The organism is Advenella mandrilli (assembly GCF_016595155.1).
In the GTDB taxonomy this organism is placed as follows: Bacteria; Pseudomonadota; Gammaproteobacteria; order Burkholderiales; family Burkholderiaceae_B; genus Advenella; species Advenella mandrilli.
In genome coordinates this window covers 101,277-127,436 of the sequence record NZ_JAENGP010000001.1, presented here as the reverse complement: position 1 = coordinate 127,436, position 26,160 = coordinate 101,277, and the positions used below count along the sequence as shown (strand labels likewise).

25 protein-coding genes, 2 tRNA genes and 2 pseudogenes are annotated in these 26,160 nt (G+C 47.6%); 4 read left to right on the top strand and 25 right to left on the bottom strand.

The window, feature by feature from the left end:
- Positions 1–19: 19 nt before the first annotated feature.
- The 15 genes and pseudogenes from JHL22_RS00590 to JHL22_RS00525 form a co-directional block, all read right to left on the bottom strand.
- Complete coding sequence (locus JHL22_RS00590) at positions 20–607, bottom strand: hypothetical protein (RefSeq protein ID WP_200232712.1); 588 nt, start codon at positions 605–607, stop codon at positions 20–22.
- Positions 608–895: 288 nt separating this feature from the next.
- A complete protein-coding gene (locus tag JHL22_RS16175; RefSeq protein ID WP_200232711.1) occupies positions 896–3,097 on the bottom strand; it encodes a topoisomerase DNA-binding C4 zinc finger domain-containing protein in 2,202 nt (733 codons plus the stop codon).
- Between the two features lie 2 nt (positions 3,098–3,099).
- Complete coding sequence (locus tag JHL22_RS00580; protein ID WP_200232708.1) at positions 3,100–3,864, bottom strand: PP2C family serine/threonine-protein phosphatase; 765 nt, start codon at positions 3,862–3,864, stop codon at positions 3,100–3,102.
- A gap of 6 nt (positions 3,865–3,870) precedes the next feature.
- Positions 3,871–4,548, bottom strand: coding sequence for a vWA domain-containing protein (locus tag JHL22_RS00575; RefSeq protein ID WP_329610611.1), 678 nt, complete (start codon positions 4,546–4,548; stop codon positions 3,871–3,873).
- 347 nt (positions 4,549–4,895) lie between these two features.
- A pseudogene (locus JHL22_RS16170) lies at positions 4,896–5,055 on the bottom strand (transposase); the annotation flags it as partial.
- 25 nt (positions 5,056–5,080) lie between these two features.
- A pseudogene (locus tag JHL22_RS16165) lies at positions 5,081–5,233 on the bottom strand (IS110 family transposase); the annotation flags it as partial.
- A gap of 93 nt (positions 5,234–5,326) precedes the next feature.
- Positions 5,327–5,605: a hypothetical protein gene (locus JHL22_RS00565; protein ID WP_200232707.1), complete on the bottom strand. Its 279-nt coding sequence runs from the start codon at positions 5,603–5,605 to the stop codon at positions 5,327–5,329.
- A 62-nt stretch (positions 5,606–5,667) separates the two neighbouring features.
- Positions 5,668–6,975, bottom strand: coding sequence for an amidase (locus JHL22_RS00560; protein ID WP_200232706.1), 1,308 nt, complete (start codon positions 6,973–6,975; stop codon positions 5,668–5,670).
- Positions 6,956–8,131, bottom strand: a complete 1,176-nt coding sequence (locus JHL22_RS00555; protein WP_200232705.1) for an oxamate carbamoyltransferase subunit AllG family protein — start codon at positions 8,129–8,131, stop codon at positions 6,956–6,958. The genes JHL22_RS00560 and JHL22_RS00555 overlap by 20 nt, the downstream gene beginning before the upstream one ends.
- A gap of 10 nt (positions 8,132–8,141) precedes the next feature.
- Positions 8,142–8,756 carry an NAD-dependent dehydratase gene (locus JHL22_RS00550; RefSeq protein WP_200232704.1) on the bottom strand — a complete coding sequence of 205 codons (615 nt, stop codon included), beginning with the start codon at positions 8,754–8,756 and terminating at the stop codon, positions 8,142–8,144.
- Between the two features lie 45 nt (positions 8,757–8,801).
- Positions 8,802–9,674, bottom strand: a complete 873-nt coding sequence (locus tag JHL22_RS00545; protein WP_200232703.1) for an NAD-dependent epimerase/dehydratase family protein — start codon at positions 9,672–9,674, stop codon at positions 8,802–8,804.
- A gap of 21 nt (positions 9,675–9,695) precedes the next feature.
- The gene (locus JHL22_RS00540; RefSeq protein WP_234041024.1) at positions 9,696–10,664 is read right to left on the bottom strand and encodes a PDR/VanB family oxidoreductase; all 969 of its coding nucleotides are present in this window, start codon (positions 10,662–10,664) and stop codon (positions 9,696–9,698) included.
- A 14-nt stretch (positions 10,665–10,678) separates the two neighbouring features.
- Positions 10,679–11,902: an aromatic ring-hydroxylating oxygenase subunit alpha gene (locus JHL22_RS00535; RefSeq protein ID WP_200232701.1), complete on the bottom strand. Its 1,224-nt coding sequence runs from the start codon at positions 11,900–11,902 to the stop codon at positions 10,679–10,681.
- 271 nt (positions 11,903–12,173) lie between these two features.
- On the bottom strand, positions 12,174–13,052 hold the full coding sequence (locus tag JHL22_RS00530; RefSeq protein ID WP_200232700.1) for a LysR family transcriptional regulator: 879 nt from the start codon (positions 13,050–13,052) through the stop codon (positions 12,174–12,176).
- Positions 13,053–13,092: 40 nt separating this feature from the next.
- On the bottom strand, positions 13,093–14,307 hold the full coding sequence (locus tag JHL22_RS00525) for an MFS transporter (RefSeq protein WP_200232699.1): 1,215 nt from the start codon (positions 14,305–14,307) through the stop codon (positions 13,093–13,095).
- Between the two features lie 306 nt (positions 14,308–14,613).
- Between JHL22_RS00525 and JHL22_RS00520 the strand changes: the two genes are divergently transcribed.
- From JHL22_RS00520 to JHL22_RS00510, 3 genes are all read left to right on the top strand, one after another.
- Positions 14,614–14,691, top strand: a tRNA-Arg gene (locus tag JHL22_RS00520).
- Between the two features lie 14 nt (positions 14,692–14,705).
- A tRNA-Arg gene (locus JHL22_RS00515) sits at positions 14,706–14,783 on the top strand.
- 209 nt (positions 14,784–14,992) lie between these two features.
- A complete protein-coding gene (locus JHL22_RS00510) occupies positions 14,993–15,331 on the top strand; it encodes a hypothetical protein (protein ID WP_200232698.1) in 339 nt (112 codons plus the stop codon).
- 98 nt (positions 15,332–15,429) lie between these two features.
- On the opposite strand, the gene JHL22_RS00505 is transcribed toward JHL22_RS00510, so the two are convergent.
- Complete coding sequence (locus tag JHL22_RS00505) at positions 15,430–16,407, bottom strand: Bug family tripartite tricarboxylate transporter substrate binding protein (protein ID WP_200232697.1); 978 nt, start codon at positions 16,405–16,407, stop codon at positions 15,430–15,432.
- Between the two features lie 52 nt (positions 16,408–16,459).
- On the bottom strand, positions 16,460–16,756 hold the full coding sequence (locus tag JHL22_RS00500) for a putative quinol monooxygenase (protein WP_200232695.1): 297 nt from the start codon (positions 16,754–16,756) through the stop codon (positions 16,460–16,462).
- A gap of 175 nt (positions 16,757–16,931) precedes the next feature.
- Here JHL22_RS00500 and JHL22_RS00495 point away from each other — a divergent pair, with 175 nt between their 5' ends.
- Positions 16,932–17,867 carry a LysR family transcriptional regulator gene (locus tag JHL22_RS00495; RefSeq protein ID WP_200232693.1) on the top strand — a complete coding sequence of 312 codons (936 nt, stop codon included), beginning with the start codon at positions 16,932–16,934 and terminating at the stop codon, positions 17,865–17,867.
- Positions 17,868–17,877: 10 nt separating this feature from the next.
- Here the strand turns inward: JHL22_RS00495 and JHL22_RS00490 are convergent, their stop codons facing one another.
- The 8 genes from JHL22_RS00490 to cysS all read right to left on the bottom strand — a co-directional run bounded on the left by JHL22_RS00490 (position 17,878) and on the right by cysS (position 26,145).
- Positions 17,878–19,842: an oxidoreductase gene (locus JHL22_RS00490; RefSeq protein ID WP_200232692.1), complete on the bottom strand. Its 1,965-nt coding sequence runs from the start codon at positions 19,840–19,842 to the stop codon at positions 17,878–17,880.
- 58 nt (positions 19,843–19,900) lie between these two features.
- Positions 19,901–20,308, bottom strand: a complete 408-nt coding sequence (locus tag JHL22_RS00485) for a VOC family protein (RefSeq protein ID WP_200232690.1) — start codon at positions 20,306–20,308, stop codon at positions 19,901–19,903.
- A 45-nt stretch (positions 20,309–20,353) separates the two neighbouring features.
- Complete coding sequence (locus JHL22_RS00480) at positions 20,354–21,148, bottom strand: SDR family NAD(P)-dependent oxidoreductase (RefSeq protein ID WP_200232688.1); 795 nt, start codon at positions 21,146–21,148, stop codon at positions 20,354–20,356.
- 115 nt (positions 21,149–21,263) lie between these two features.
- Positions 21,264–21,959 carry a metallophosphoesterase gene (locus JHL22_RS00475; RefSeq protein ID WP_200232687.1) on the bottom strand — a complete coding sequence of 232 codons (696 nt, stop codon included), beginning with the start codon at positions 21,957–21,959 and terminating at the stop codon, positions 21,264–21,266.
- Positions 21,960–22,005: 46 nt separating this feature from the next.
- The gene (gene tilS / locus JHL22_RS00470) at positions 22,006–23,067 is read right to left on the bottom strand and encodes a tRNA lysidine(34) synthetase TilS (protein WP_234041023.1); all 1,062 of its coding nucleotides are present in this window, start codon (positions 23,065–23,067) and stop codon (positions 22,006–22,008) included.
- On the bottom strand, positions 23,048–24,004 hold the full coding sequence (locus tag JHL22_RS00465) for an acetyl-CoA carboxylase carboxyltransferase subunit alpha (RefSeq protein WP_200232686.1): 957 nt from the start codon (positions 24,002–24,004) through the stop codon (positions 23,048–23,050). The genes tilS and JHL22_RS00465 overlap by 20 nt, the downstream gene beginning before the upstream one ends.
- A 38-nt stretch (positions 24,005–24,042) precedes the next feature.
- Positions 24,043–24,684 (bottom strand): DNA-3-methyladenine glycosylase family protein, encoded by a 642-nt coding sequence (locus JHL22_RS00460; RefSeq protein WP_200232685.1) that lies wholly within the window; start codon positions 24,682–24,684, stop codon positions 24,043–24,045.
- A 9-nt stretch (positions 24,685–24,693) separates the two neighbouring features.
- Positions 24,694–26,145, bottom strand: coding sequence for a cysteine--tRNA ligase (cysS, locus tag JHL22_RS00455; protein WP_200233129.1), 1,452 nt, complete (start codon positions 26,143–26,145; stop codon positions 24,694–24,696).
- Positions 26,146–26,160: the final 15 nt, after the last annotated feature.

The following is a 26,160-nucleotide window of genomic DNA, read 5'->3' as shown; positions in this document are numbered from 1 at the left end:
ACACTCCAATAACATTAGACTATTGTGTTGTTGTGCAATCCACAGAACCAGATAAATTAGGTTTACATCTAGTAACAATAGGTCTAGATCTTTGCAAACTCTTAAACATATTTTCACGAATAGTATTCTGCTCTTCCCATGTTCGCCTTTGGTTTTCAAGGCCTTGTCGATATAGTGCGTTTGAATAACTTATTTCTGAGCTTGCATCTTGCTCTGCCTTTATTTTTGAAAGTTCATACATCTTCCTTGCATCTCCCAAAGAAATCTCTCCTTCGGATAAAGATGAAAATATTAATCTATTATCATTTAGTGATTTAGAGGCAGACAGTTCAGATTTATTAATCATGCCAGTAGCTACTGCTCTAAGATCATTTCTTTCCTCTTCAATTTCCAAACATTTTAGATAATTATTGGCATCTAAATTTGAAAAACTCATTGATCTTTCAAAATTAAATTTCAAACGTTGACAATTTGTATTTTGATAAGCTGCTTCATATTTTGGAAGATCTTCTCTCGCCTTTTGTTTTCTTATTTCATATTCACTAACAGAGGAACACCCGGTGATAATAGAAATTGTGAATACAATATAAATATTATTAATTTTCATTTTTATATCCTTCAATAAGACATCAAGGAAACACTGAACCATTCATGCTTTCAGAACTTCCCTTAATCCGTGTTAATTATTTTAAATTGATACTATTAAAATAGTAGAAGCCAAATTAATAAATTCATTAAAGGGCCACTTGAAGATTTATAACCTAGTCTTTGTTTCATCTAGTATTATTTTATTGAAGGTTCACCATTCTTAACGGTTGAACATTTATGAAGCCTGAAATTTTTCCTACCACCGTAAAGGCTGAAACCGTTAACTTCTTACTCTCCCCCTATCACTCTATATTTGCCGCGTTCCTTTACAGGTTGGGTAACGAGAACATCCCCAAAACGACCTACCCGCACGAGAGCCTCGGCGGGCAGTTCTCCGCACCATTCCGCTGCCGCATCGTGGACAAGTGACCGCATGAGGTTGCGCTGAAGGGGAAATCACCTGTACCCCTGTGACGGGATTCGGTGATTGCCTGCTGCGTTGAAGTGTTGAAACGGGCGGTACCGACAAGGGTGCAACATTCGGGCGGGAAGGAACCGCCATCTCTAGATGCGACAAATCCGCTTCCGCTTGGGTGAGTTGCTGGGCCAACCGCGTCAATTCGGGGTCACGGCCTGACTGCCATCTTTCAAAGCGCTGTGCTTCCTGACGAAACTCCCCGACCAGCTTCTTAAGGCGCTCCTCAAGACCTTGTTGTTTCGTGATAATTTCGTTCTGCTCTTTCTGGATTTGGCGCAGCTCTTCCGGCGTATAGGTGCTATGAAACTGAAATTTAGCCTCCACACTCCTAATCCACGCAGCGATGTTGGAAGCCTTTACTGGACCAATACCGTAAACCTGCTGCACATTACGCCGTTTTGCATCAAAAGCTGTGGTGAAACCATATGACGCCAGTTGCACAATATCGCCAGAATTGACTTTGGGAATACGCGCGCCCCGGATTGGGAATTGTGAGAGATGACCCTCCATCTGCTTCTGCTGCCTATGTTTCTCGTATTCATTCCTGACATTTCCAAATGCCGATGCCAATTGTTTATACTCGTCAATAACATCCAGCGCCTCCGCTTTTTTCCGTAGGACCTGAACAATGGGCGAGGAGCGCTGAAGCGACTCTATGCGCGAAGACAAGGCACCAGCGGCTTTTCGATATTCAGCCAGAAAACCGTCTACCTGTGAGGATGAGCGGAATAGCAGCCACCCCCCAAAAGCAGCAGTACCCAAAGCGACAATGCCGGGCACATCAGATGCGAACGCATAGGCTGCACCGAACAGAAGAGCGCCTCCGGCTATCTTGACCAGAGGAGCCAGTCTTTTTTGAGACAGTACCTCCTTGGCTGCCTGACTTGGTGCAAGTGCACCTGCTACCGGCGGGATTGCCACCGATATACAAGACGGAATAGTAACCACATTAATTGCTGAAAGGAACGCAGAAAGGTCCAGAACAAACCCTACTGCCGGATCTAATCGACCGGGTGGGACATCGACATTTATGAAGCCCGGATCCAAAAACAGGGGACGTCTGAACGCCTTCTCCATCCGACACCACGGGCACTCCTTGGCATTCCGAGCATAATGATGAAGTTTGTTTTGACTACAAACCCGTAATGCGGACTCCAGTTCGCCAAGGGCTTCAACCCATATCGATGCGGACGGTCTTTGCCCAACATGGTTGGGAGAAAAGGCCGTTTCAAAAAGTTGGGCAATTTTCGGAGTGAAGTCGTCAAGCCTGACTGTGCCAGGAGGTGGAAACATGCCCGTATTCCGAGAGGAATAGACGAAGCGGTAATCCGCAATAGCCTTTTCCAGTGGCATGTCCCCATGGCCTGTGAACTGGCCTGAAAATGGATGCCTGTCCATGCAAAGCAACTGGAACAGGCAAACAGCCAGCCCGAAAGCATCGTGGTCGGTGGTACGGACGATAGCCTTCAGGGATTTGCCCTGCAATTCTGGAGGCGTGTATTCTGGAACGCCAACGACGCACAGATAGCGTTGTGAACCATCACTGACCTGAAAGCTGTCGGCATCTATCAGGGCGACGGTAGCGGTCGGGGATACGAGAATACCACGCTGATTAATGTCGCCAACCACGCAACCCGTAGCGTGAATCTGTGCGAATACACGTGCGATGTTCAGTGCCACGCGCACGATGAAGGTGTAATCAGCTTTGGGGAAATATTTCTGCCGTGAAGACGGGGTTTGAAGCTCGTGAATTTCCTTGTGCTTCTCAACAAGCCGCATCACAAAACCAACGAAAGTTCCACGTCCATCAACAACCATTTGATGTGGGAAAGCCACTGTGGATGTATTGTCTGCAAGACGGGCACTGACCATTGCCTGAATTTTCTTTTCGCGCTCCGCCACGATAGCTGGCAAATAGGCTTTCACCGCAAATCCCGGCATATTACTGATGGAGAACACCTCACCTTCACCACCTCTGCCAATACGCTTGTCGATGTGCAACTCTTGGCTGCCTACGAACAACTTGGCCATTGTCATTTCTGCACCGCGACAATCAGAGTTTTGTCATCATCCGTCCGCTCGTTGAGACGATCACTACCGAGGAAGGCGGCAAGGCTTCGGCTCAACGTGCAATCTCTGCCAGTGACGGTCGAAGCCTCCAGCGGTTTTGCCATCGGCGTAAAAAACGCAGCGTACGCTGCACCGGTAACGCTATCAAGGACAAGATTCTCGATGCCATCAGAAAAAGCTGCGATGGCATTGAACCGGTTGGGATGCCTACCAATACGCATGGTTGGCTGTGGATCATCAGTGACGAAATAGGTGGTCGACGCGTACTCACCATGATGCGGTTTGCTAAGGACACTCCATTGGGCATCGTCTCTATCACGAGCGACGATTGCGCCGTCGCCTATGTGTGCAGTAACGACAGTATCCGGTGACGCAATTACCAGAACCAGCGTTGCGGCAAAATCTCGTGGGGTCAGTTCACGCTTCTTTGCGGCCAGTTGTATGCGGTCGCGGGCAATATCCAGCCATGTCCAGATTGTTTCATCATCAGGTAGCTCCGTTGGGCTGCACAACGCCCTTCGGGCTTGGCTGGCAAGGGTCCGGCATATGATGGACGCGCCCTCTCCGCCGAGTTTGGCCGATCCCGCACCATCCGCAACCACGGCAAAAAGCACCCGGCCACCATTAGCACCGTTTGCAACAAAGCAATGTTTGGCATCCTGAAGTCTAGTTCTGGCACGAATGTGCGATAAGCCGACCACGGACGCAGCTGCGTAACACCACTCCATGAAGACTTATCCGGCAGTTGCCCAACCTTCTGGCGCTATGGGATTTACAAGCGGAACCTGATCATCCGGATTGGATCTGGACATCGCACCCAGCGAATTAGAAAGCCATTGGAAAAATTCTTTGAACTGGAGCCCCTTAAGTTTGAGAGGCTGGCGGACAGAGATTTGCGCGAGAGTTCCCAAGTCTGCGCCTTCAACTCCAATTGCGTAGAACATAAAAGCCTTCGACGCTTCGCCCTCCCGTATCTGCTGAGCTGCGTGTCTCCAATCGTCTGTAGGTGCGCCATCGGTAATAAGAAAGACCCACGGGCGATAAAAGCTGACACCATTGGCTCGGTAGCGATCCTTACGCTCGCGCAGCATACGTAAAGCCGTTTCAACGGCCTCACCCATGGGAGTGTTGCCTTGCGTAACAAGATGAGGCGGGAAGAAATCGGTAGCACTCGTAAAGTCCATTTCCGTACTGACTGGACCGAAGGTCACGATGGCAAATTCAACGCGCTTGGCGGCAAGACTATCGCTCTGGATTTCTTCTTGGAGATAGCGCAGTCCCTCATTCAACTGCTCGATGGGCGCGCCCGACATAGATGCAGAAACATCAAGAAGCAGAATGCAGGGGCATCGCGCTTGCGGATTATCCACAAACTCTGCATCACCAAACGGTTGTTGTTCAAAAATAGTCACTTCCCCTCCGAGAATAGATTTTATCTGTATCACTATATAACATTATGAAAAAAAAGAACCTGTCGCTCTGGAGTTATCTCAGTATATTAACGATTAATAACAATTCACAAGAAATGATCTTAGCCTTGCAGCATTACAAGCTTTTCTCTTTTTTATGAGAAGAAAAACTACAACCAAAGCAAGGCTGTTGCTGTACGCAGCCATATAAAAAATAACGAAGGCGACCTCCTCCACTGTCTCGTTTCAGGGTTTGGTCGCCATAAATCTGTCTGACCCCAACCTTGGCTGCCTGAAAAGAACTAATCCGCATATTTCATCACCAAGCTCAATGCTTTTGAGAACTGCCTCACGCAGACGCTGCATTAACGTATAGGCAAACGCGGCCAGTGGTAGCCGGAACTGATTGGTCGCAAACCGATGACAACTGGCGCGAGTACCAAACAGACCGAGTTGCGCCTCCTTGATGCGGTTCTCGACCTCGCCTCGCGCGCAGTACAGCCCATCGTAAGCTACAATATCATTTGATTAATCATGCTTCCATGCCAATCAGGCACGTTGGTAGATTTACGAAAAACTCGCCATCTGATCACGCCTGATTTTTTAGCACTATCTTGCCATGCGCATTCACACCGTGAAATTGAAATACTTTTTTTGCCAGATCAACACCAATAGTTGCAATCTTCATGATAGACGCCTTTTTTAGTTGAAGTGATTGCATAACACCTTCGCTTTCGCATATTTATGCTGTCACGGGGTGGGGCGTCCGTCCATCCATTGCTTACGGATCTGCGCCCGCAGGAGTGCGCTCATTGCTAATTTTGACCTTTACAAGAAAAAATTCGTCACTGAGAGTCTGTTCCGAACCACAAAAAGCGGATTTATCTTTCAGGTGCAGCGACTTCGGCGCGAAGCGGCGTCGGAGCAAACCTGAAAGATAAATCCGCTTCCACAGAAGAAACCAGACATTGATACTGTTGCCTGTATGCATTCCCACGCGCATGGGAACGAGGAACACCATTACGGCACTCATACCCGGTTGAGTAGCTGCAGAACCCATAAAAAAAACGCCCTGCAAAAACAGAACGTTTTAAATTTAAAACAAAAACAACACTCTTAAAACTACACAGCCACCGCAGCATGCTCATTCAAAAACAGCTGCTGCAATTGCCTTGCCTGTAACAACAGCAAGTCATCCTGATGGGGCTTGCCTATCAGCTGCAAACCCATCGGCATTTTCTGGTAGTAACCCAAGGGTAAAGACACCACCGGCAAACCGGCAAGCTGCCAGGCACGGCTCATGAATGGTGTCCCCGTTCCTTCGGTTTTATAAGGTGCCACGCCCGGTGCCGCCGGTGCCAGAATAAAGTCTGCCCCACTCTTGTCAAACCATTGGAGTAGCGTTTGTTTCATGGCATCCGCTTTCTGTAAGGCAGCAATATAATCGCTGTAAGGGAAAGCCAGACCGGTACCAATCAACGCTTGCATATGACTGCCAAGCGTTTCATGCTGCTGCTCGTATTCCAGGTTACGGGCGACTTCAAAAGCCATGACTTGCCCGTGCAATGTGGTTAATTCGGCAATAGTTTCCTGCAAAGGAAAATCCACCTGCCGGTGCCCCTTTTCTGCCAGTTCTTGCTGACACCCCGCCAGGGTTTCCAGCATCTTGTCTTGCACTGGCCCTAAAACCTCACCGGTAAAAACCCCAAAAGTATAGGGTAACGGGCTTGCCTGCGGCATCGGCTCCAAAGACTTATGCAGCAATATATTACGTACCAGTACGGTATCCAGCACATCATTGCTAATGATGCCCAGGGAATCCAGTGATTGCGCCAGGGGTTGGATATTACGCAAAGAGAATTCATTCTTGCTGCCCACATAGCCCACACAACCGCAATACGAAGCTGGCCTGATGACCGAAGCAGCCGTTTGGGTACCGAAGGCAATCGGTACCATATAATCGGCAACCGCTGCCGCCGAACCACTGGATGAGCCTCCTGGCGTACGCTCGGGGTCATGCGGGTTATTGGTTTTACCCGCCTGAAAATAGGCAAATTCGGTCGTGACCGTTTTACCCATTAGAATACCACCCGCCGCCTTCATGGCAGTTACACATGAAGCGTCCATATCGGGGATGCGATCCTGGTGAATAACAGAGCCCATGGTGGTTGGAATATCTGCCGTGTCAATCACATCTTTGACTGCAAATGGCAAGCCTTTCAAGGGTGACGCATCGTAAAACTCACGGCGACTTTCATATTCAGCCAGGTAGTCTTCCTGATCAATCAAGTATTGCCACGCACCAATTTGTCCATCACGTTTAGCGGTGCGCTCATAGAAAGATGTCACCACTTCCGGCAAGTTGGCTTCACCCGCATTCAGTGCCTGCAGCAATTGGTGCAGGGGTAGCTTAAACCATTGTCGTTTCATCTTGCCACTCCTTCAAGGCTTGCAATAATGCGGCATCCACCGTAGCAACCCCGCCACCAATGCGTCCATGCCGACCACTGCCATCAATCATGCCCAGCAGCACCAGTGGCCCGGTATTGCTTTCAATGACACTGTTGAAATTGGTAATGCCTGCACGCCCTGCCAGAAATGGTGGTTTTGTCTTCAGGAAACGGCTTTGGCGTGTGAGGTAATCTTCTGGCAAAAAGCCTTGCAGATTTTTGGCACTTAAACCCGCCAGATCCAGGCATTGCCCCCCTAGCCCAACAAAATCCACCACCGCACTGTCACCCAGGGTGCCTAATGCCTGTACCTGCTCTTTACCAGTCTCTTTATTGCCCTGAATAACAGGTGCATCAACAACCAGCCAGCTCTGCGAGCTTGCCAGCTGCAAGCCGAAACGCAAGCCGTTACCGCCTACTTTCACGATGGCATCAACGCCGTCAGGCTGTTTCTGTGTAGCCAGAATAAGGGCACTGGCCGCCATCCAGTAGTTCAACGCCCATGCCATGGCACCATACAGGAAGGTCTTGCTTTGCTCATCATTAATGCCCCATGACACAATGATATCGGCCAGCAAACGTGAAGCATACATGGTGCGGGCATGACCATCATCACCATTGAGCAAAGAGACTTGCAAAATAGGCGCCAAGTCAACATTACCACCAAAACCAGCTGCCAGCTTGGCCCCTAGATCCTGATGAAGCCAACGCAGGTGTGGCACCATTTCCTCGGCATCAATACCCAGACGGGTACACCAAATCATGCCTTCATTCAGGACCGAGTATTTTTTGTTTACAGGCTGATTACCATCGCTGACTTCAAGCATATACATGGAGGGAGTCACGACACCGGCCAGCGGTACGAGCACGCCATAATCCTGTGCCGGTGCCAGCTGTACGCCCCCCTCTTCCAGCAGTGTCTGCGCAGCAACTTTATTGGGCGCCCAGTTTTCATACTGAATACCAACCAGAACCGAATTAAGAATGGCCTGTGGCAACTCGGATACGTCACGAAAAGGTGGCCCGGCATGTAAAACCAGGCGACTTTGCCGCGGTAAAATCTGCTGTAATTGCCTTACCCCTGTCCATAGCGGTACCACCATTTGCAATGCGGTGTTGTTTACATGCTGAACCATATAAGCCTCCTTACGCTACGCGTACCCAGGTTTCACTATTGGCCAGGCTGGCCGATTGCGCACGCGTACCATTAAAGTCACGTTCAATCGTGCTGCCCTGCAAAGGAACACCGTTAATCAATACCCGTGCACTTTGTGCCGGATGAAATACACACATCATTTCGTGTTTCTGGGTTTGGGTTTGGCTTTGTGGCAAATCAACGCAGATCGCCTGCTGTTCCATTTGATGCCATTGCATCTCGACTTTCACACCGGCACTACCCGATTCCACCGTTTCCGCCACAATGTCAGGGAAACGGTTCACGGTATGGAACACACCGTCATCAATGATTTTCAGTTTATCCAGGGCCATCGCCTTGCGAAACAGACCAAAGTAACGCACGAAATCACGAACAAGATATTCTGCCAGCGGTTTATTATTGGTGATCAACAAACGGGTATCATCGTCATTTCCCTCTTCATAGGGATTATCCAAGACTAGAATGGCCTGGCCACTACCATAAGCCGAGCTCGCAATACGGAAGTACAGAGATAAGGAAGACCACTCCTGAGCAGGATCGGTTTTCAAATAAATAAACGGGTTATCGCCAGTCCAGTCTAAAGTACCTGTTTTAATGCCTGTCATGATAAATCTCCTTCCTTGAATTTTTAATAAATTAAACTTGAACTGTTAAACAGCGCTTTCTGCCACCGCGTACGCTTCACGCAATTGATTGAAATCAGTGCTGGGTTGCCAGCCTAAAATCTCTTTTGCCGCACTGCTGCTGAAAATGGAAGCACGTGGATTATCCTGATACCAGCGTGGGTTTTTAATTTCAGGTATGGTACCGATGATATTTTGATACCACTCGCTTGTTGGCAATGGGTGTGAGGTGTCATCGGCACTGATGAAAAACACACCGTAACGCAAACCCTGCAAATTCACCGCCGCCTCAAAGGCACGAGCCAGATCGGCTGCCCAAATGTAGTAAAACAGCCAGTTGCGGTTTTCTGCATCCACAAACTTGATGTACTCTTCGATGGTTTCTGGCAACACGACTGCCAATGGACGCAAACAGATGATTTCCATATCGGTGGCATCGCTAAAGCTTTTTGCCATCTGCTCCATCATGATTTTGCTCACGCTGTAAGCCTGATAAGGCTTGTTTTCATGTGCTTCATCAACGGGCAAATATTGCGGTTTCCAGTCAGCACGCATCTCGGACAGGCCGCAGGCGGAAATACTGGAACACAGCACCACTTTTTTAACGCCATTGTCACGGCAGGCCTGCAACACATGCCAGGTACCACGCACATTCACATTAATGTATTGTTCTTCGGGCGCCTTCCAGTCAAAATCAATCGCTGCCAGGTGAATCACGGCATCGGCATCTTTAGTTGCCGCCCTTACCGCTTCCAGATCCATCACATCGGTTTCAATAAACTCCACTGCGTGCTGGCTGGGTTTCAAGTCAGCCACCACCACATGCATGGTTTTCATCAACTGCTGCACCACATACGAGCCTACACGGCCCGAACCGCCTGTTACCACGATCTTCTTCATTATTCCTGCTCCTGTTTATTGTTATAAATCCAACACCAATTCAGCCGATTTGGCACGTGATACGCAAATCATCATGGTTTCGTTCAATTCCCGTTCTTCTTCAGACAACACAAAATCCCTGTGCTCGGGCAGGCCTGAAATCACGACGGTTTCACATGTGCCACAAGTGCCGTTCTGACATGAACACTTGACCTTGATCCCTTCTCGCTTCAGGGCAGACAGAATGGTTTCATCACTTGCAACCGTGATGGTTTTTCCCGATTTTTGCAACGTCACGGTAAAACTGTTACCGGTTAAGGTGCTTGCATCGGCCTCAATAGCAAAACGCTCTAGCACCAGTTTCCAGCCAATATATGTCTGTTCATCCTGATACTGTTCAAGTGCATTCAGCAACCCTTGAGGCCCGCATGAGTACACCGTTGTTTGCCCATCCAGTGCCAGCAAGGTTTTCTGCAAATCAAACTGACCATCCAAATCCGAGGCATGGGCTTTAATACGTGAACCGTCCAGTTGCCGCAGATCTTCAAGAAAAATAAAATCAGCCGTATTTCTAGCCAGATACAGCAACTGCCAGTCCAGGCCGGCCGCAGCAGCGGCCTTCACCATGGGCATTATCGGAGTAATACCAATCCCACCGGCAATAAAAAAACACTTTTTATTAGCCGCAAATGGAAAGTGATTTTTCGGTATGCTTACCGGCACTACATCACCTTCCTGCAACACATCATGAATGAAAACCGAGCCGCCACGACTAGCCTCGTCTTTGAGAACCGCTATTTGCCATTCATGGGTATTGTCCTGCTGGCCACAAAGCGAATACTGACGATACAAAGGCTCTATCTGCGACGCGGCCAGTTCAAGTTCAATATGCGCACCTGGCTCCCAGGCTGGTAACGCGGTACCATTATCCAGGCCAAGCGTTACACCCACTACCCGTTCTGACAACCTGGTTTTCTTCAATACGCGTGTTTGCAATATTTGCTGCATCATGCCACCTCTTGATCTTAAGCAACCGCTTTGATAGGTAATACACGACTTTCTTCTTCTACGCTCAGGTCTTCGGCTCGGTACTGATCAATCAACCAGTTTTGCAAGCGTTTGATGACCAGTTCTTCATTGGTCAAGCGGCCACGTGATGCAAAATTGGATTTCATGCCCATATGTGAACGACGCCAGGCGAACAGATCTTCAATCATTACCGGGTACAGGTCATCGTGCTCTTGGTCAAATTTTTCTTTGTGATCTGCACGCTCCAGGGTAGATTGCGGATACATCCATGACACGCCATAGGTTGATTGAGTGGCACTCTTTGGCAGCCACATGAAATACTTCACTTTATCGGGCATGGCCACCAGCAAGAGGTTAGGCGCGACAGTGATGTATGACAGCTGTGAGCGCTCTTCATCGGTCAGGCCTGTCATGGCTGGCTGCAAAATGGAACCAGTATTGGTGGGCGCTGCATCAATATGTGTGGAAATCAAGTTGTAAGACACGATACCATTGGGCACATCATTAAAAGCCACGCTCTCATCAACCCTATCCGGATTGGTTTCATACATCGCCCCCCAGGATGATGCGTGCAGGAAACTGCAGTGATAGCATTCATCATTGAAAATTTTCCAGTTCCAGTCGAAGCTTTCCATCTTCAATGGTTCTGAGGATTTCAGGTCAGCCATGCGATAGTTAGCCAGCTGCTGGCCAAGATTACCCAGACGGGTATGCAAATCGGGCGCCAAGGCATCATAGTTAATGAAAATAAAGCCTTCCCATACCTCGGCACGTATTTTTGGCAGGCAAACGCTCTTGGGGTCGAAATCGGCACCGGAATCGGTCAAACCCGGTGCAGACACCAGCTCGCCTTCCATGTTGTATACCCAGGCGTGCAATGGGCAGCTGATACGACGTACATTGCCCGCACCTTCCAGCAACAGCATATTGCGATGGCGGCATACATTTGACAGCACATTGATCTTGCCCTCGCGGGTACGGATGGCAAACAGAGCATCATCACCCACATCAAAGGTAAAGAAGTCACCGGCCTTGGGAATATCACTGGCTCGTCCCACACAGAACCATTGTTTTTTCCATACGGCATTCAGTTCAAACTGGAAAAACGCTTCGGATGTGAAGCATGCGGGTGGCAAGGCATATACTTCATCAGTTTCCTGCTCAAAATAACTTGAGTCAAATTCTTCGATAGCAATTGGCGAACGTACAGCTCTATTCATCTCAGTGTCTCCTTTGAGGTTATGTAAACACCATTAAATGGTTTCTTGTTCGATTGGAGTTAATCATGCGACAGATTGCCGCTTTTGAAAATTGAGCAAATTTGATGGATAGATGAATTTTTTTAAGGTACGTACTTACCCCTAGACTGAGCCTCGGGCTTATTGTCCCTATAGGGCGTTCTTTATTTTTGGAAAAATGCTGGCATGAAAAACAAAAACGCCTGCTAATTCGCAGGCGTACGGTCAAGAGTCAAATCAGACACTACTATTTTTACGTAATCGCAATGGAGGCCACCCAATCGATAAAATCCTGTTCCTGCCGACTTAAATTGGCTTCTTTGGGATACGCCAGAAAATAGGCATATTCATCCAGATACACATCGAACAACTGGATTATTTCTTTTTTTTCAATTAAAGGACGCAACAATACCGGACAACCCAGCATCACACCCTGACCGTTTAACACCGCATTCATTCTCACATTGGTATCATCAATATGAAAACCTTTAGTGGCCGTCATCTCTTTCCCAGTAGCTTTAAAAAGCCATTGCTGCCAACCCAGATAGTTTTCTTCATGAATCAGGATGTGCTGGTTTACATCAACCGCAGATTCAATTTTGCCGTACTTCTGCAAATAAGATGGCGAGCACACAGGCGTAAGATTACCTGGGATAATCCGCAAGGTATTCAAATGCGGCCAATCACCCTGCTTGCCCCAAACAATGGCAAAATTAATGTTATCCCGAAAAAAATCGGGAGCCTGTAAACTGTGAATCAGATTAATTTCAATATCAGGGTGTTTGGACCACAAATTGCCCAATTGCCTGGTGAACCACATGCTTGATACAAATGGCCGTAACGACAAATTGATACGGCTTTTACCATGCGGCATGCGCAATTCGCTTAAAGCCTGGTTTATTTCATAAAACGGCCGTTGCAGGCGATTAAATAAAAATAACCCTTGATCGGTCAACTCCAAAGAACGGTTTTTACGTAAAAACAGCTTGCAGCCCAAATACTCTTCAAGAATCTTGATTTGATGACTGACCGCCGAAGGAGAGACCAGCAAATCTTCTGCCGCCTTGGTAAAGTTCAGCCGTTGAGCCGATACCGTAAAGGTTCGTAAAGCATTTAATAATGGCACCTGCATAACAAACAATGTCTCCTGATTATTTTGTTCAAGCCAGAATTTATCTTCGCAACAGAATATACCCGACAATGCCGCCTGTCATAACAATTGCACACATAAAAAAGACCGAGGCGAATACATCCATACCATTAATAGCCAATATGGCATGGGCATTTCCTGAGATGGACTGCATGAATGACACCCCTAAAAAGAAAGCGCTATTGCCCAAAGCCAGGGCCCTTCCCTGCATTTCTTTGGGGTAAATATCCCGGATATCAGCCACTTGCCAAACACTGCAGCTGTTTACAATGGCAATCACTACGGTACAGGCCACGCTTACCCACAGCGAAGAGCTGAAAGCCAGCACAATAAAGCCAACCACCATTACCCACGGAACAGAACACAGGAATTTATAACGATTGCCGCTTCCCGGATCAAAGCGCCCAAAAAGTGAAGGACTGAACAGGGAAATAATTGAAAGCACCAGCGCCAGGTTTCCGGCAAACACCAGACTTTGCCCAAAACGCTCTACCAGCAAAGGCCCCAGCCACAGGCCACGCAGAGTAAGAAAAGCGGCATAACAGACAAACAGCAACGAAAAAATACCCCAGGTGTGTCTCATTTTAAACAGTACTTTATAACCAGAGACCGCACGCAGGGCGTTAAGCATTTTTTGCTTAAAACTTAAAGAAAAATCAACACTATCGTCAATATCCTTGACCGTAAAATAAATAAGCAGCCACGACAGGAAGCTGCCCACCGCCAAAATATAAAAACAGGCGCGCCAGCCAAACGCATCACTAATCATGGCCACTGGGGTAGACGTAAATATTAGCCCGATACTGCCCAAACCAAGCGCAATGCCATACATGGGTGCAAACTTCTGGGCCGGAAAATTTCTGGAAATAAGCACAATACAAACCAGAAATGCCGGCGCACACCCCAAACCCAGCAAGATTTGCCCAAGCAGCAACATCCCGGGTGAAGTGGCCATACCCGACAACACCGCACCAATTACAGTGAAGGGGGCGAAAGAAAGAATTGTTCTGCGAATACCGAAACAATCAACCCAAATACCAATCAGCAATTGCAGGCTGCCAAAAGTAACGTGAAATGAACCAACAATACTGCTTAAGGTTTCATTATCAAGCTGAAATTCGTTTTTGAGGGGAACTGAAAGCACACCGCCAACAGTTCGATATGCCTGACTAAGAATAAAACCGGTTAACAGGAAAGCCAGCATCAATCTTAATTGTTTCAACGGAAGGATTTGCATTATTATTGGATTCTTGGATTAATGTTTGATACGGCACAAAAGTATTTGTGCATTTGATTGTCTGTCATTGTATGGGCCGCCCGTGGCATTTACAAGAATGACCGCTAAAACAGTTCAATAGTGCGATATTTGCCCAATTTTTCTGCGAGCCTGAAATTAACAATGTTTTTTTCAATTCGTTGTGAAAATAAAACAAAAAAACAACAACCATACAAAAAAACCGTATTTTCCCTGTTATTTTCTATCCCCCCAATAAATCTCTTGCTTATCCTTTAAAAATTAGTCATAATAGCTTTCTTTAAAGATGCGCCCGTAGCTCAGTTGGATTAGAGTACTTGGCTACGAACCAAGGGGTCGTGGGTTCAATTCCTGCCGGGCGCACCAAAATCTTTAAAAACGCGCCCGTAGCTCAGTTGGATTAGAGTACTTGGCTACGAACCAAGGGGTCGTGGGTTCAATTCCTGCCGGGCGCACCAGCATTCCCAAAAAAGCCACTTCTTATGAAGTGGCTTTTTTACTGCCTATATCTATTCAGCAAGCAGCCAGGCAGCACAACAACCATGCCCCCCTCTTTGGGCAATAACACAAACCTCCTGAATTGCCAGCAAACGCACACATAAACATAGTCTGTACATAAACAATGAGTTACACTCTTTTTGTCTAAAACAACCCGACAAGAGTCATCATGCAAAAAAAACACATTCTATTAAGCCTGATATTAGCAAGTGCAGCGGCATTGGCTGGCTGTGACAAAAAAACTGAATTGACGCCCTACCCCGAAGAAGTCAGGACCAACATGACCAATCAATGTATTAGCAGCTACGCATCATCAAGCGCAGGCCAATACACCCAGGAAGAAGGTCGTACCATCTGTGAATGCTTCACCAATGAAACCGAGAAAGCACTGCCGCTGGAAAAAATGAAACTTTACGAAAAGATGATTACCACCAATGACCAAAGTGCAGAGCGCAAAGAACTGGATGACGTTTTTACAAAAATCAGCCAGCAATGCCTGAAAAACTGACTTAAACTCAGGCCAGTTTCAAAATCACCTATGTCAGGACAGCAGCCAAAAACAACTCATCTGTCCTGACACAGGGCTTATTATTATTTGAGCCTGTTCTAATCAAACCTTACGCCAGACGCTTTAATCCGGACAGATTGCATCGCTTTATCCTTTTGCTGATAGGTAGCCAACTCCTTGGGGCCTGACCCTATCGCCGTAAAACCAAAGGGATCCAGATAGGTACTTTTAAACTCTTTGGTCAAAATAACCTTTTTGGTTGTTTCCGCAATTTTATCGATAACTGCTTGAGGCGTACCTGTCGGCACCGCCAATCCCAAATAATAATTAGCCTGAATATCCGGCAAGCCCAATTCCTTGAAAGTAGGTACATCCGGCAACTCTTTCAACCTTTCATCAGCCGAAACAGCCAGCGCTTTCATATGCCCGCTTTTCAGATTTTGCGACACAATACCGGCGCCCAACATTGCACTTTCAACATGCCCCGCCATCACGTCCTGCAACACGGCGGCACCACCTTTATAAGGCACGTGAATCATCTCAAGATTATGTTGGGCTGACAAGGTAATATAAGGTAAATGATTAACACCACCAACCCCTGAAGAGCCGTAACGGATCGGGTCAGTCTTGCTTCTTTCTTTGGCCATCGCAATAAACTCTTGCATGGTATTGGCTTTTGAAGATGCCGGCACGACTACCACAAATGGCGCTTTGGCAACCATAGTCACTGGCGCCAGTTGCTTTTCGGGATCATGCGTCATTTTCTTGAACAACATCGGATTCAAGGTATAGGCCGCCTCAGTCGCAATAAGAATCGTATATCCATCCGGAGCAGCCCTGGTTACATATTCGGACCCAATCGCCTCATTCGCTCCTCCCCGATTTTCCACAATAAGCGGTTGTTTCCATTCCTCAGACAATCCCTTTGCCAAAGCACGTGTAAAAACATCAATCTGTCCGGCAGAATAGGGAACCACCATAGAAACCGGCTTGGTCGGGTAAGTGTTTTCCGCACTGGCATTTACCGAAAAAACACCCAAGGCAACAGGTAGAATAACTTTTTTTAGCAATTTCATTATTTGTCTCCAATATCATTTTAATAATTTTTTCAATCAATACACTTTATTTTCAGGCAAAAACCTTGCTTGAACGTATGACATTAACTATTTCAGACAGACCAAGTGCACCATATTTTTTTGTATGCACTTCCTGTTCATGCGCCTTAAAAGCCTCCTCGTTCTCAAAACGCTCCCACAAAACGAAATGTGCAGGATTATCGCTGTCCTGATAACTGAAAAAAACACTACATCCGGGTTCTTTCAGACTCTCTGCACACAGTTCTTCCAATGCATCTCGCAACACCTCTGGCTTTACCCCTTCTTTTGTCTTAAGTTGAGCCGTCACATAATATCCAGGTCCAAACATGTTTAATCTCCTTAAATTAACTGTTTCTTGCATTTTTAAAGCTATTTTTTATAAAATCCATCATAAAATTAATAAAAATCCGGCTTCCTCCCTATTTGAATGCCTCCATTTTGCATATATCATGGGTCCTACTGGGTGACTCTGCTTTTATGCCCGCTCCTGTCGCGTAATTATCATGAATCTGAAAAAAATCCAGGCATTTACCCTGATTGCCCAATATCATAATTTTTCCAGGGCAGCTGTTCATTTATCCGTTTCCCAATCTTTGCTAAGCAAATATGTCATCGAACTGGAAGCCGATCTTGGTGTGCGTCTGCTTTACCGGAATGGGCGTGGAGTCCAATTGACGCCCGAAGGTGAAAAATTCCTTTCCTATGCCAGACAATTGGACAGCTTGCTGAATGAAGCGATTGATGAAGTCAAGGGCATGCAAAACAATCCGGCAGGCAATGTATGCATTGGACTGTCCTCGGCCATCGGGGCAAGTCTTACGATTCCTGTGTTGAAACATTTGCGTGAACAATACCCCTTGATCAAAATCCAGGTAATTGAAGGTATTAGCGGTTATGTCCATGAATGGCTGAATACAGGCCGACTTGACATGGCTGTTGTATTTGACATTTATAAAAACGATACCGTTACACATGAAAACCTCACCAAAGAAGATCTGCTACTGGTTTCACCACCTGGTAGTACAGTAACCATCAGTACCAGGGGAAAAGAACTTAAAAACCTGCCGTTTCTGCTAACGGGACAAAACAGTAAAATGCGCCTGTTAATTGATACCTATACCGGAAAACTGGGTTTTCATCTCACTCCGATTGCAGAAATTGACAGCCTTCAAAACCTGATCAGGGGAGTTGAAGCGGGCATTGGCCACACCATTCTTCCCTATGGCTCAATCCGTACAAACCTGCTCAACCAAACAATTCAAGTTTCAAGAATTACTGACCCGATATTCTCAAGAACCATTCATTTGGCTACATCCACACAACGCACACCAACCCGGGCAGCAAGAATTGTTGCCGATCTTATAAAACTGGAAGTTAAGAAACTTGCCGCCTCGGATTACTGGCGCCCTACTGATGAAATGCTTTCCATCAAGCCGTAACAGTTGCCCCTTACAGACTCATAGCCAAAGCCCTGCCCTCATGGATGGCACACAACAGGTTTCTTGGTGACATGCAATCTCCAATCAACGTTGCCTGAATACCTTCCCGAACAAGCTCCCTGATTAAGCTTGAATTAGCTTTTCTGGGACTAGACCACAACAAATAATCAACATTCTCATGAGTTTGCTCTATACCGGTATAGACATTCCTTAGCACAATGGCTGAATCTTTGAAATCAACAATTTCTGTTGCAGGAATCAATGTCACACCCGAGCCATATAGTCTGCGCATAACGCCAATCTGGCTGCAATAGTTGACACCTTTGGCAAACTCTGAGCGCGGCGTAACTAAAATTACTTTATTCCGCTCGGAAAGACTATCCGCTGCTGCATAGGTAGCAGCTGTCTGATCCAAGTCATAAAGAACGATGGTTTTGCCAGTTTGAATTGTCAAGCCATGCTCCATGGCCTCTTTAAGTGACAGGCCTTTACCTTCCAGGCCCTCAGGGGTGCTTTGTACCGAACCCGTTGCCAAAACAACCACCTCAGGTGAAGCTTTAATAATATGCTCGGTCTTGACTTCCTCTCCCATCTGAAACTCAACGCCGTATTTTTCTGCCTGTCGCACCTGCCAATCAATAATTTTTTTCTGCTGGACCTGCGTTGGCAGCGTTGATATCAAGCGTAAGGCGCCACCTGCCACATGACTTTTCCCATAAAGCGTCACTTTATGGCCTCGTGCCGCCAGCACCCATGCAGCTTCAAGTCCAGCCGGACCAGAACCAACCACTGACACTTTTTTTGGCTGGCTGGATTTACCCGGTTGCCAACCGGATTCCCCCGACTCTCCCATTTCAGGGTTATTTTCTTCAAGTATGGGTTGACCTGCCTGTGTCATTCCCCAGGAAAAATTTGAATAAGTAGCAGGACGGATATCATCAAATTGCCCCTGCTCTGCTTTTTTGACCCAATTCGCATCAGCCATCAATGCTCTTGACAAGCCCACCATGTCACAAACCCCATCACCAATCAACTGTTCAGCCAACTCAGGGCGAGTAATCCTGCCTACACTCATTAAAGGTAAAGGATTCACATGGGGACGCAATCCAGCCGCCAGATCCTTGAAGTGCGCTTCATTGAAATAAATATCAGGTACATGGTTTTCAAGACTCAAACTGAAGTTACCTTGACTGATCGCCAGATAATCAAGCAAATTATCCACATTAATCCGTTCCGCGATTTTACGTGACTCTTCGGGATCAATGCCTGGCCTCACCCCTTCATCACCCGGCATTTTCAAGCCAACAATAAAGTCCGCGCCACATGTTTCACGTATACCCTGTGCGATTTCACGAATGAAACGGGTACGGTTCTCAACCGAACCACCAAACTCATCATCACGATCATTGGACCAGGGAGACAAAAGTTGGGTCAGCAAATATCCGTGCGCACCATGCAGCTCTACGCCATTAAACCCGGCACGATACAAGCGCTGCGCAACTTCCACAAAACGATTAATCAACTCGCGCAGATCTCCGGTTGACATCACATGCGGCACTGTCCAGCTAAATGCATCCGGTTTTTCTGAAATACCTTTGGGTGAACGCACTGGCGCCCATAATTGCTGCCGACCCGGATGCCACAGCTGACCAAGCAGCAGGCCTCCCGCCTCCCTGACCTCGGCGGCCGTGCGTTTAAATCCTTCCTGGTTACGGTCATCATAGCCAATCACGATTCCGCCATGCGCAAGCGCTGCCGGATCAGTGGCAATCAATTCGGTAATCAGCGTACCCACGCCCCCTTTGGCACGCTCCACCAGAAACGAAGTCCATTTAGGCGTAATCAAATGGTTTTCTGCGTAATTGGTTAATGTGGCCACCAGGGATACCCGGTTTCTGGCTTGAACATTACCTAAACTCACCGGTTTGAACAAATGTTCCAGGTGCAACTGTCCCTGAACGGGAATGTCGTTCATCTTCATCTGCTTTGTCTCACTTTATAATATTTTCATTGCCGACCCTTGTCGGCCAAGATTACAAACCGAACGTTTGCCCCGAACCTTCAGGCACAGGTTCATCACTGGAAAAACCTATTTCAAGAGACAAGCCATCCACATCCGTTACAAAAATCTGATGCATTTTGGCCGACTCTATTGTGCGTAATTTATATGGCACATTTTTGCTTTTCAGCCGTTTAATCATCTTGCCAACGTCTTTACCCCAAAAAGCGATATGATCAACCCTACCGGTAGGTCCGGTACTTCTTTCATCATTACCCAAAAGATGAAGCACAGAGCGATCTCCAGCATATAGCCAATAACCCGGGACACCGAAATCAGGTCGGTATCCAACGGTTAATCCAATAACATCAACATAAAATTGCACGGTTGCTTCCATGTCTTTGGGTGCAATGTTGTAATGATCCAGTCTGACAATAGACATAAACTCCTCCTAAGAATTTCAAAACTGCATAAGTATTAAAAAAATTTACCGGATATGAAATCCACCATTGATATCAACGGTGGCGCCGGTTATATAGGCTGACAAATCTGATGCCAGAAACAGGGCCGAACCTGCTACATCCCAGATGCTGCCAGAACGCTGCAGTGGCACATTTTTTTCTATGGCTACCCGTTGTTCGGAAGACATGTCCAATACCGAGTCTGTTTTAATCAGATTGGGCGCCAACACATTGGAACGTATTCCCTGAGCACCATATTCACGTGCAATACCCAAGGCAAAAGCGCTCATTGCACCTTTTGAAGCGATGTAATGGCTGCTGCCATAAACGCCACCACCACGCTGGGCAGCCGTGGACGAAACAAAAATCATATTGCCGCGTCCTTGGGCCAACATCATAGGAAGCACTGCCCGAGTCATCAGGAAAGTACCGTGCGCATTGATATGCATGATCCTGTCGAACTCTTCTATACTGATATCAAGGAATGGTTTCTTTGCGAAGATCCCCGCATTATTAACCAGCACATCTACGGCACCAAAAGCATTTTGCGTTTTATCAGCGACTGTCTTACAGTCACTTTCTTTGGTAATATCGCATTGAATACCCAAATGTTCCGGCCCAAGCGAACGGGCAAGCTCAATAGCGCGCTCACCATCAATATCAACAACCGCTACTTTTGCCCCATGAGCAGCCAATAAAATAGCTACTGCACGACCAATCCCCACCTCTGCCGCACAACCGGTAACAATGGCTGATTTCCCCTTCAGCAATTGCCCGGTAAAATTTTCTGGTATTGCAGCATTTTTTTCTGTTGTGTTCATGTCTCTCTACCTGTTTTAATGCCATGGAATAAGTATTAAATATTACACAGTCGAGATCAATGAATATCAGTTATTAATTATTTTCATAACTGACAAAACCAATAAACACAAAGCCTCATAACGGCTTCAATGTTGCCAATTCCAGCAATGTCATGCCATGCTCTCTATCCAGCAAGAAAGCGCCGGTTTCAATGTAATAGGTATTGCCCATTAGCTGCACGCCTTCAACCACGTTATGTCCAACTATCAAGGCGTGTACACCCTGTATGAGGGTTTCATCCCGGTCTTTAAACCGTCTTCTGGACCAGCACAACTTCTCTTCCAGATGTAAGGCATCTTGCTTGCCTGCTTTCAAAAGAAAAACCATGTCATCCCATGAATCCAAGGGACATTCAGCATGAACCAGGCCAATTTTTCCGGCCGGCGTTTGCACTTCTATGGCCAAAGGCAAGGCGGCAAAGGCCTGCCGAATCCGGGCTTGCTCTTTTTGGGGTTTATCCATTAACCAGGCACCACCAATTCTTAGCATCAAATCCCTATAATTTGGATCGGTTGCCGAACAGATGGCGATATCTTCATGATTGCCTTTGATGGCATGAAACCAGGGCTGTGCCAGAAAAGACATGACACGGGAAGATTCTGGCCCCCGGTTCACCAAGTCTCCTACCGAAAACAGGCGATCTTTTTGTGGATTAAAATTAACCGCGGCCAGCTTTTTTTCCAGCAGGGAATACATGCCGTGAATGTCACCCACTGCAAAATCACGGCCAAGCGTATTAAGGGGAAAAGATTTGAACAAAGATGATTGCATGAAACCTGACTACCGTATTTAACTTAACGAAAAGCCCAGGCTCATTTTAATCCTTCTGTATGCCAGAGACCATGACAACCCTGCCATTAACCACACGTATCTCACGATTGCCATGTTTTAGCCGCAGGTTACGGTCAGATCCCATTTGGTGAAGTTGGCGCAACTGCTTTATCCACTCGCTAAGTCTTGCTTCGGTTGGCATGGCAATATTTTGCAGATCAAGCCAATAACGCATCAGATTGGCTTGGCGATGCCCAGGTAGCTCGCGCCATTTACCTAAAGCAAAACTGCGGTTATCAGTGCTGGACTCCAGCCCCGCATAATCCATTTGCGCCAGATCTTTTAATAACAGGGCGTTTTCTGCCATTAAACGACTGTGACGAGCCAGGTTTTTACGCCAGCCCTGCCAGCGCTCATCTAGCGCGGGCACCAGCATTTCCCGTACGGCAGCACGAGTATATTTGGGATCGGTATTGGTGGGGTCGTACACGGCTTGCCAGCCGGTTTCCTGGGCAAACTGTTGGGTGACATCCAGAATGTTCTGCCGGCTTACCTCTAACCAGGGACGATAAAAATGCAGCTCACCTCTTTGTGTATGTGGCGCCATGGCCGCCATACCCTGCACGCCGGCACCCCGCAACAGGCGTAGCAAAACGGTTTCAGTCTGATCATAAAGATGGTGGGCCAGCAAAAAATGCCGGATGCCGGTTCTGGCCGCAAAATCCTCATAGGCCTGGTAGCGTGCGTTTCGTGCAGCTGCCTCTGTGCCCAGGCCTGATGCGGCATCTACCTTGACGTATTCAATACTGCAATCCACATGAAGTATTTTAGCCAGCGCCAGCGTATGCGAAACCCATTGATCGGCAATGGCCTGCAAACCATGGTGTACGTGCACCCCCTGAACCCTTACCTGGTATTGGCGGGCAATATGGGTGGCATACACCAGCAACATGGCCGAATCTGGCCCGCCACTGACGCCAACCACCACCACCGGTATGTGCTGGCGTTTGGCCATCCGAAAAAACGCATGCAGGGGGGCTGATAAAAAAGCGTCTTTAAGAAAAGACGCTTTTGGTTGACCGGGCTGTTTATTCCTGGACCCGGCCATAAGACAGCAAGCGTTCCAGACGTTTATTAACAAGTTCCTGGGGATCTACATTGGCAACCTGTCGCAATGCTTCGCTTAAGGCACGACGCAAGGCACGGGACATAGCCGTGACATCGCGATGCGCACCCCCTACCGGCTCGGGCACAACCCGGTCGATCAGGCCCAGTTCAAGCAAACGATTGGCCGTGATGGACAGGGCCTCGGCAGCAATGGGGGCCTTATCAGGACTGCGCCATAAAATAGAAGCACACCCTTCGGGCGAAATGACGCTGTAGGTGGAATATTGCAACATTTGCACCACATCACCTACTGCAATGGCCAAAGCGCCTCCTGAACCGCCCTCACCGATAATCGTGGCAATAATGGGCACTTTAAGCTCAGCCATGGCATACAGATTATGACCAATGGCCTCTGACTGGCCACGTTCTTCGGCATCGATGCCCGGATAGGCGCCTGGAGTGTCAACAAAAGTGAATACCGGCAAATTGAATTTTTCAGCCAGGCGCATTAAACGCAAGGCCTTGCGATAACCTTCGGGACGTGGCATGCCAAAATTACGCTTGGCACGCTCTTTGGTGTCTCGCCCTTTTTGGTGCCCGATAACCATGCAGGCCTCGCCATTGAAGCGAGCCAGCCCGCCTACAATGGCCTGGTCATCCTTGAACATCCGGTCACCGTGTAATTCGTGGAAATCGGTAAAAATTTCACGAACATAGTCAAACGTATAGGGACGCTGGGGATGACGGGCCACCAATGCTGTTTGCCAAGGGGTAAGCTTGGCATAAATATTGGTTGTAAGCGCTTCGCTTTTTTGCTGCAAACGCCCGATTTCTTCTGAAATATCTACTGCAGAATCAGAAGAGACGTGACGCAGCTGCTCAATTTTCTGTTCAAGCTCGGCAATGGGTTTTTCAAAGTCTAAAAATGTAAATTTCATGGTTTTTGATTTTAATATGAATCTTGCTGGAAGTGGGCTTAATTGGCTACGGATTCCTGGCTACGCCATAAATACCACGTTGCCACCGTACGCCAGGGTTGCCACGTTTGCGCCACCTCTCTGGCTTCATAGCGGGATACCGGCTCTCCGCTAAAATAATGCATTGAGATTGCTTTTAACAGTCTTGGGTCATCAATCGGTAAAACGTCTGGCCGATGCAAATTGAATATTAAAAACATTTCTGCCGTCCAACGACCAATGCCACGAATGCTGCACAGTTCATCAATAATTTCTTCATCGCTCATTTTAGACCATTTTGCCGGGTGCACCTTCTTTTCATTGAAATGCATGGCCAAATCCAGAATATATTCCGATTTTCTTTTGGCCAGACCGGCAGCCCTAAGCTGCTCGACATCGTATTCCAGCACTTTAACCGGTGTAGGACGACTGCCACATAAGGTGGTAAATTTTTTCCAGGTCGCTTCGGCGGTATTAACAGACACCTGCTGCCCTACAATGGCACGCGCCAGAGTAACAAAAGGCGTTTTGTTACTGGCCAGCCAGACACCATCATGAGCAGGAATGATTTTACGAAGAATGCGATCCCGTTTCATTAGATAACTAACCGCCTCATCCCAGTAGTCAGGTTTACAGGCCTGTCCGGGTATTACTTGTGTCATTTTTTACCCCTATACCCTGCGCCATTGCGTCAACCCACCCGGTTTATCTTCCAGTTCCACCCCTGCTTCTTTAAGCGTGTTACGAATCTGGTCGGCCAAGGCAAAATCCTTGTCTTTCTTGGCCTGTGAACGTTGCTCAACCATGGTATTGATCTGGTCTTCAGCAAGCACGTCAGCATCCGCAGCCCCAGGATTTTTGCGGGTATAACGTGTTATAGAACGCAAATAGGTTTCAGGATCGTGTGACAGCAACCCTAAAATGCCACCCAGTGCCTTGATCTGGCCCACCAGTTCTTTTGACTGCAAACGATTGGCTTCGGTAGCCATTTCAAACAGCACCGAGACGGCAACCGCCGTATTAAAATCATCGTCCATGGCAGCCTTGAAAGCGACTGCATAGCTGGAAGACCAGTCTATGTCGGCTTCCTGTACACCCACGTTATTAAGCGTCTGGTAAATACGGTCAATAGCCGCCTGGGCATCAAAAAGGTTGTCGGGGGTGAAGTTTTGCGGGCTGCGATAATGATTACGCACAATGAAAAAGCGCAACATTTCGGCTTCACGCGGGTTCCATTCATAATCTGCCGACTCGCCGGCCTCATCACTGGCCCCTACGGTTTGGCGAATGGTACGGAAGTTACCCAGCGATTTCGACATTTTGTCGTTATCCACCATTAAAGGACCGCAATGCATCCAGACATTGGCCAGACTGCCGCCATAAGCGCCTTCGGTCTGGGCAATTTCATTTTCATGGTGGGGGAATTTCAAATCAGGACCGCCACCATGGATATCAAGGGGCAGGCCCAGCAACGCTTTACTCATGGCCGAGCATTCGATATGCCAGCCTGGACGTCCGAACCCATAAGGCGACGCCCACTTGGAGTCACCGGGCTCATCTTCCTTGGCGGATTTCCACAATACAAAATCAAGGGGATCTTGCTTGCTTGAGGAAACGGCCACCCGCTCACCCGCACGCATGTCATCCAGGGAACGGCCAGACAATTTGCCATAGCCTTCAAACTTACGCACGGCAAAATTAACATCACCGTCATCAGACTGATAAGCCAGGCCCTTTTCCTGCAACTGCTGGATTATTTCCAGCATACCCGGCACATGCAAGGTGGCACGGGGCTCATGATCTGGCGCCTGGACTCCCAATGCCCTTTCATCTGCATGCATGGCATTGGTGTAGAAACCGGTCACGTCGGCCAGGGTTTTATTGGTGGCTACCGCCTTGCGGATGATTTTATCGTCAATATCCGTAATGTTACGAACATAAGTAACTTCATATCCTTTTTCCCGCAACCAGCGCTGCACAACATCAAAGCTGACCAGCATCCGGGCATGACCCAAATGGCAATAGTCATACACTGTCATCCCACATACATACATGCGCACCTTATTGGGTTCAACCGTCTTGAACGGCTCTTTCGTACGGGATAGAGAGTTATAGATATGCATAGAAAAAAGAGACAA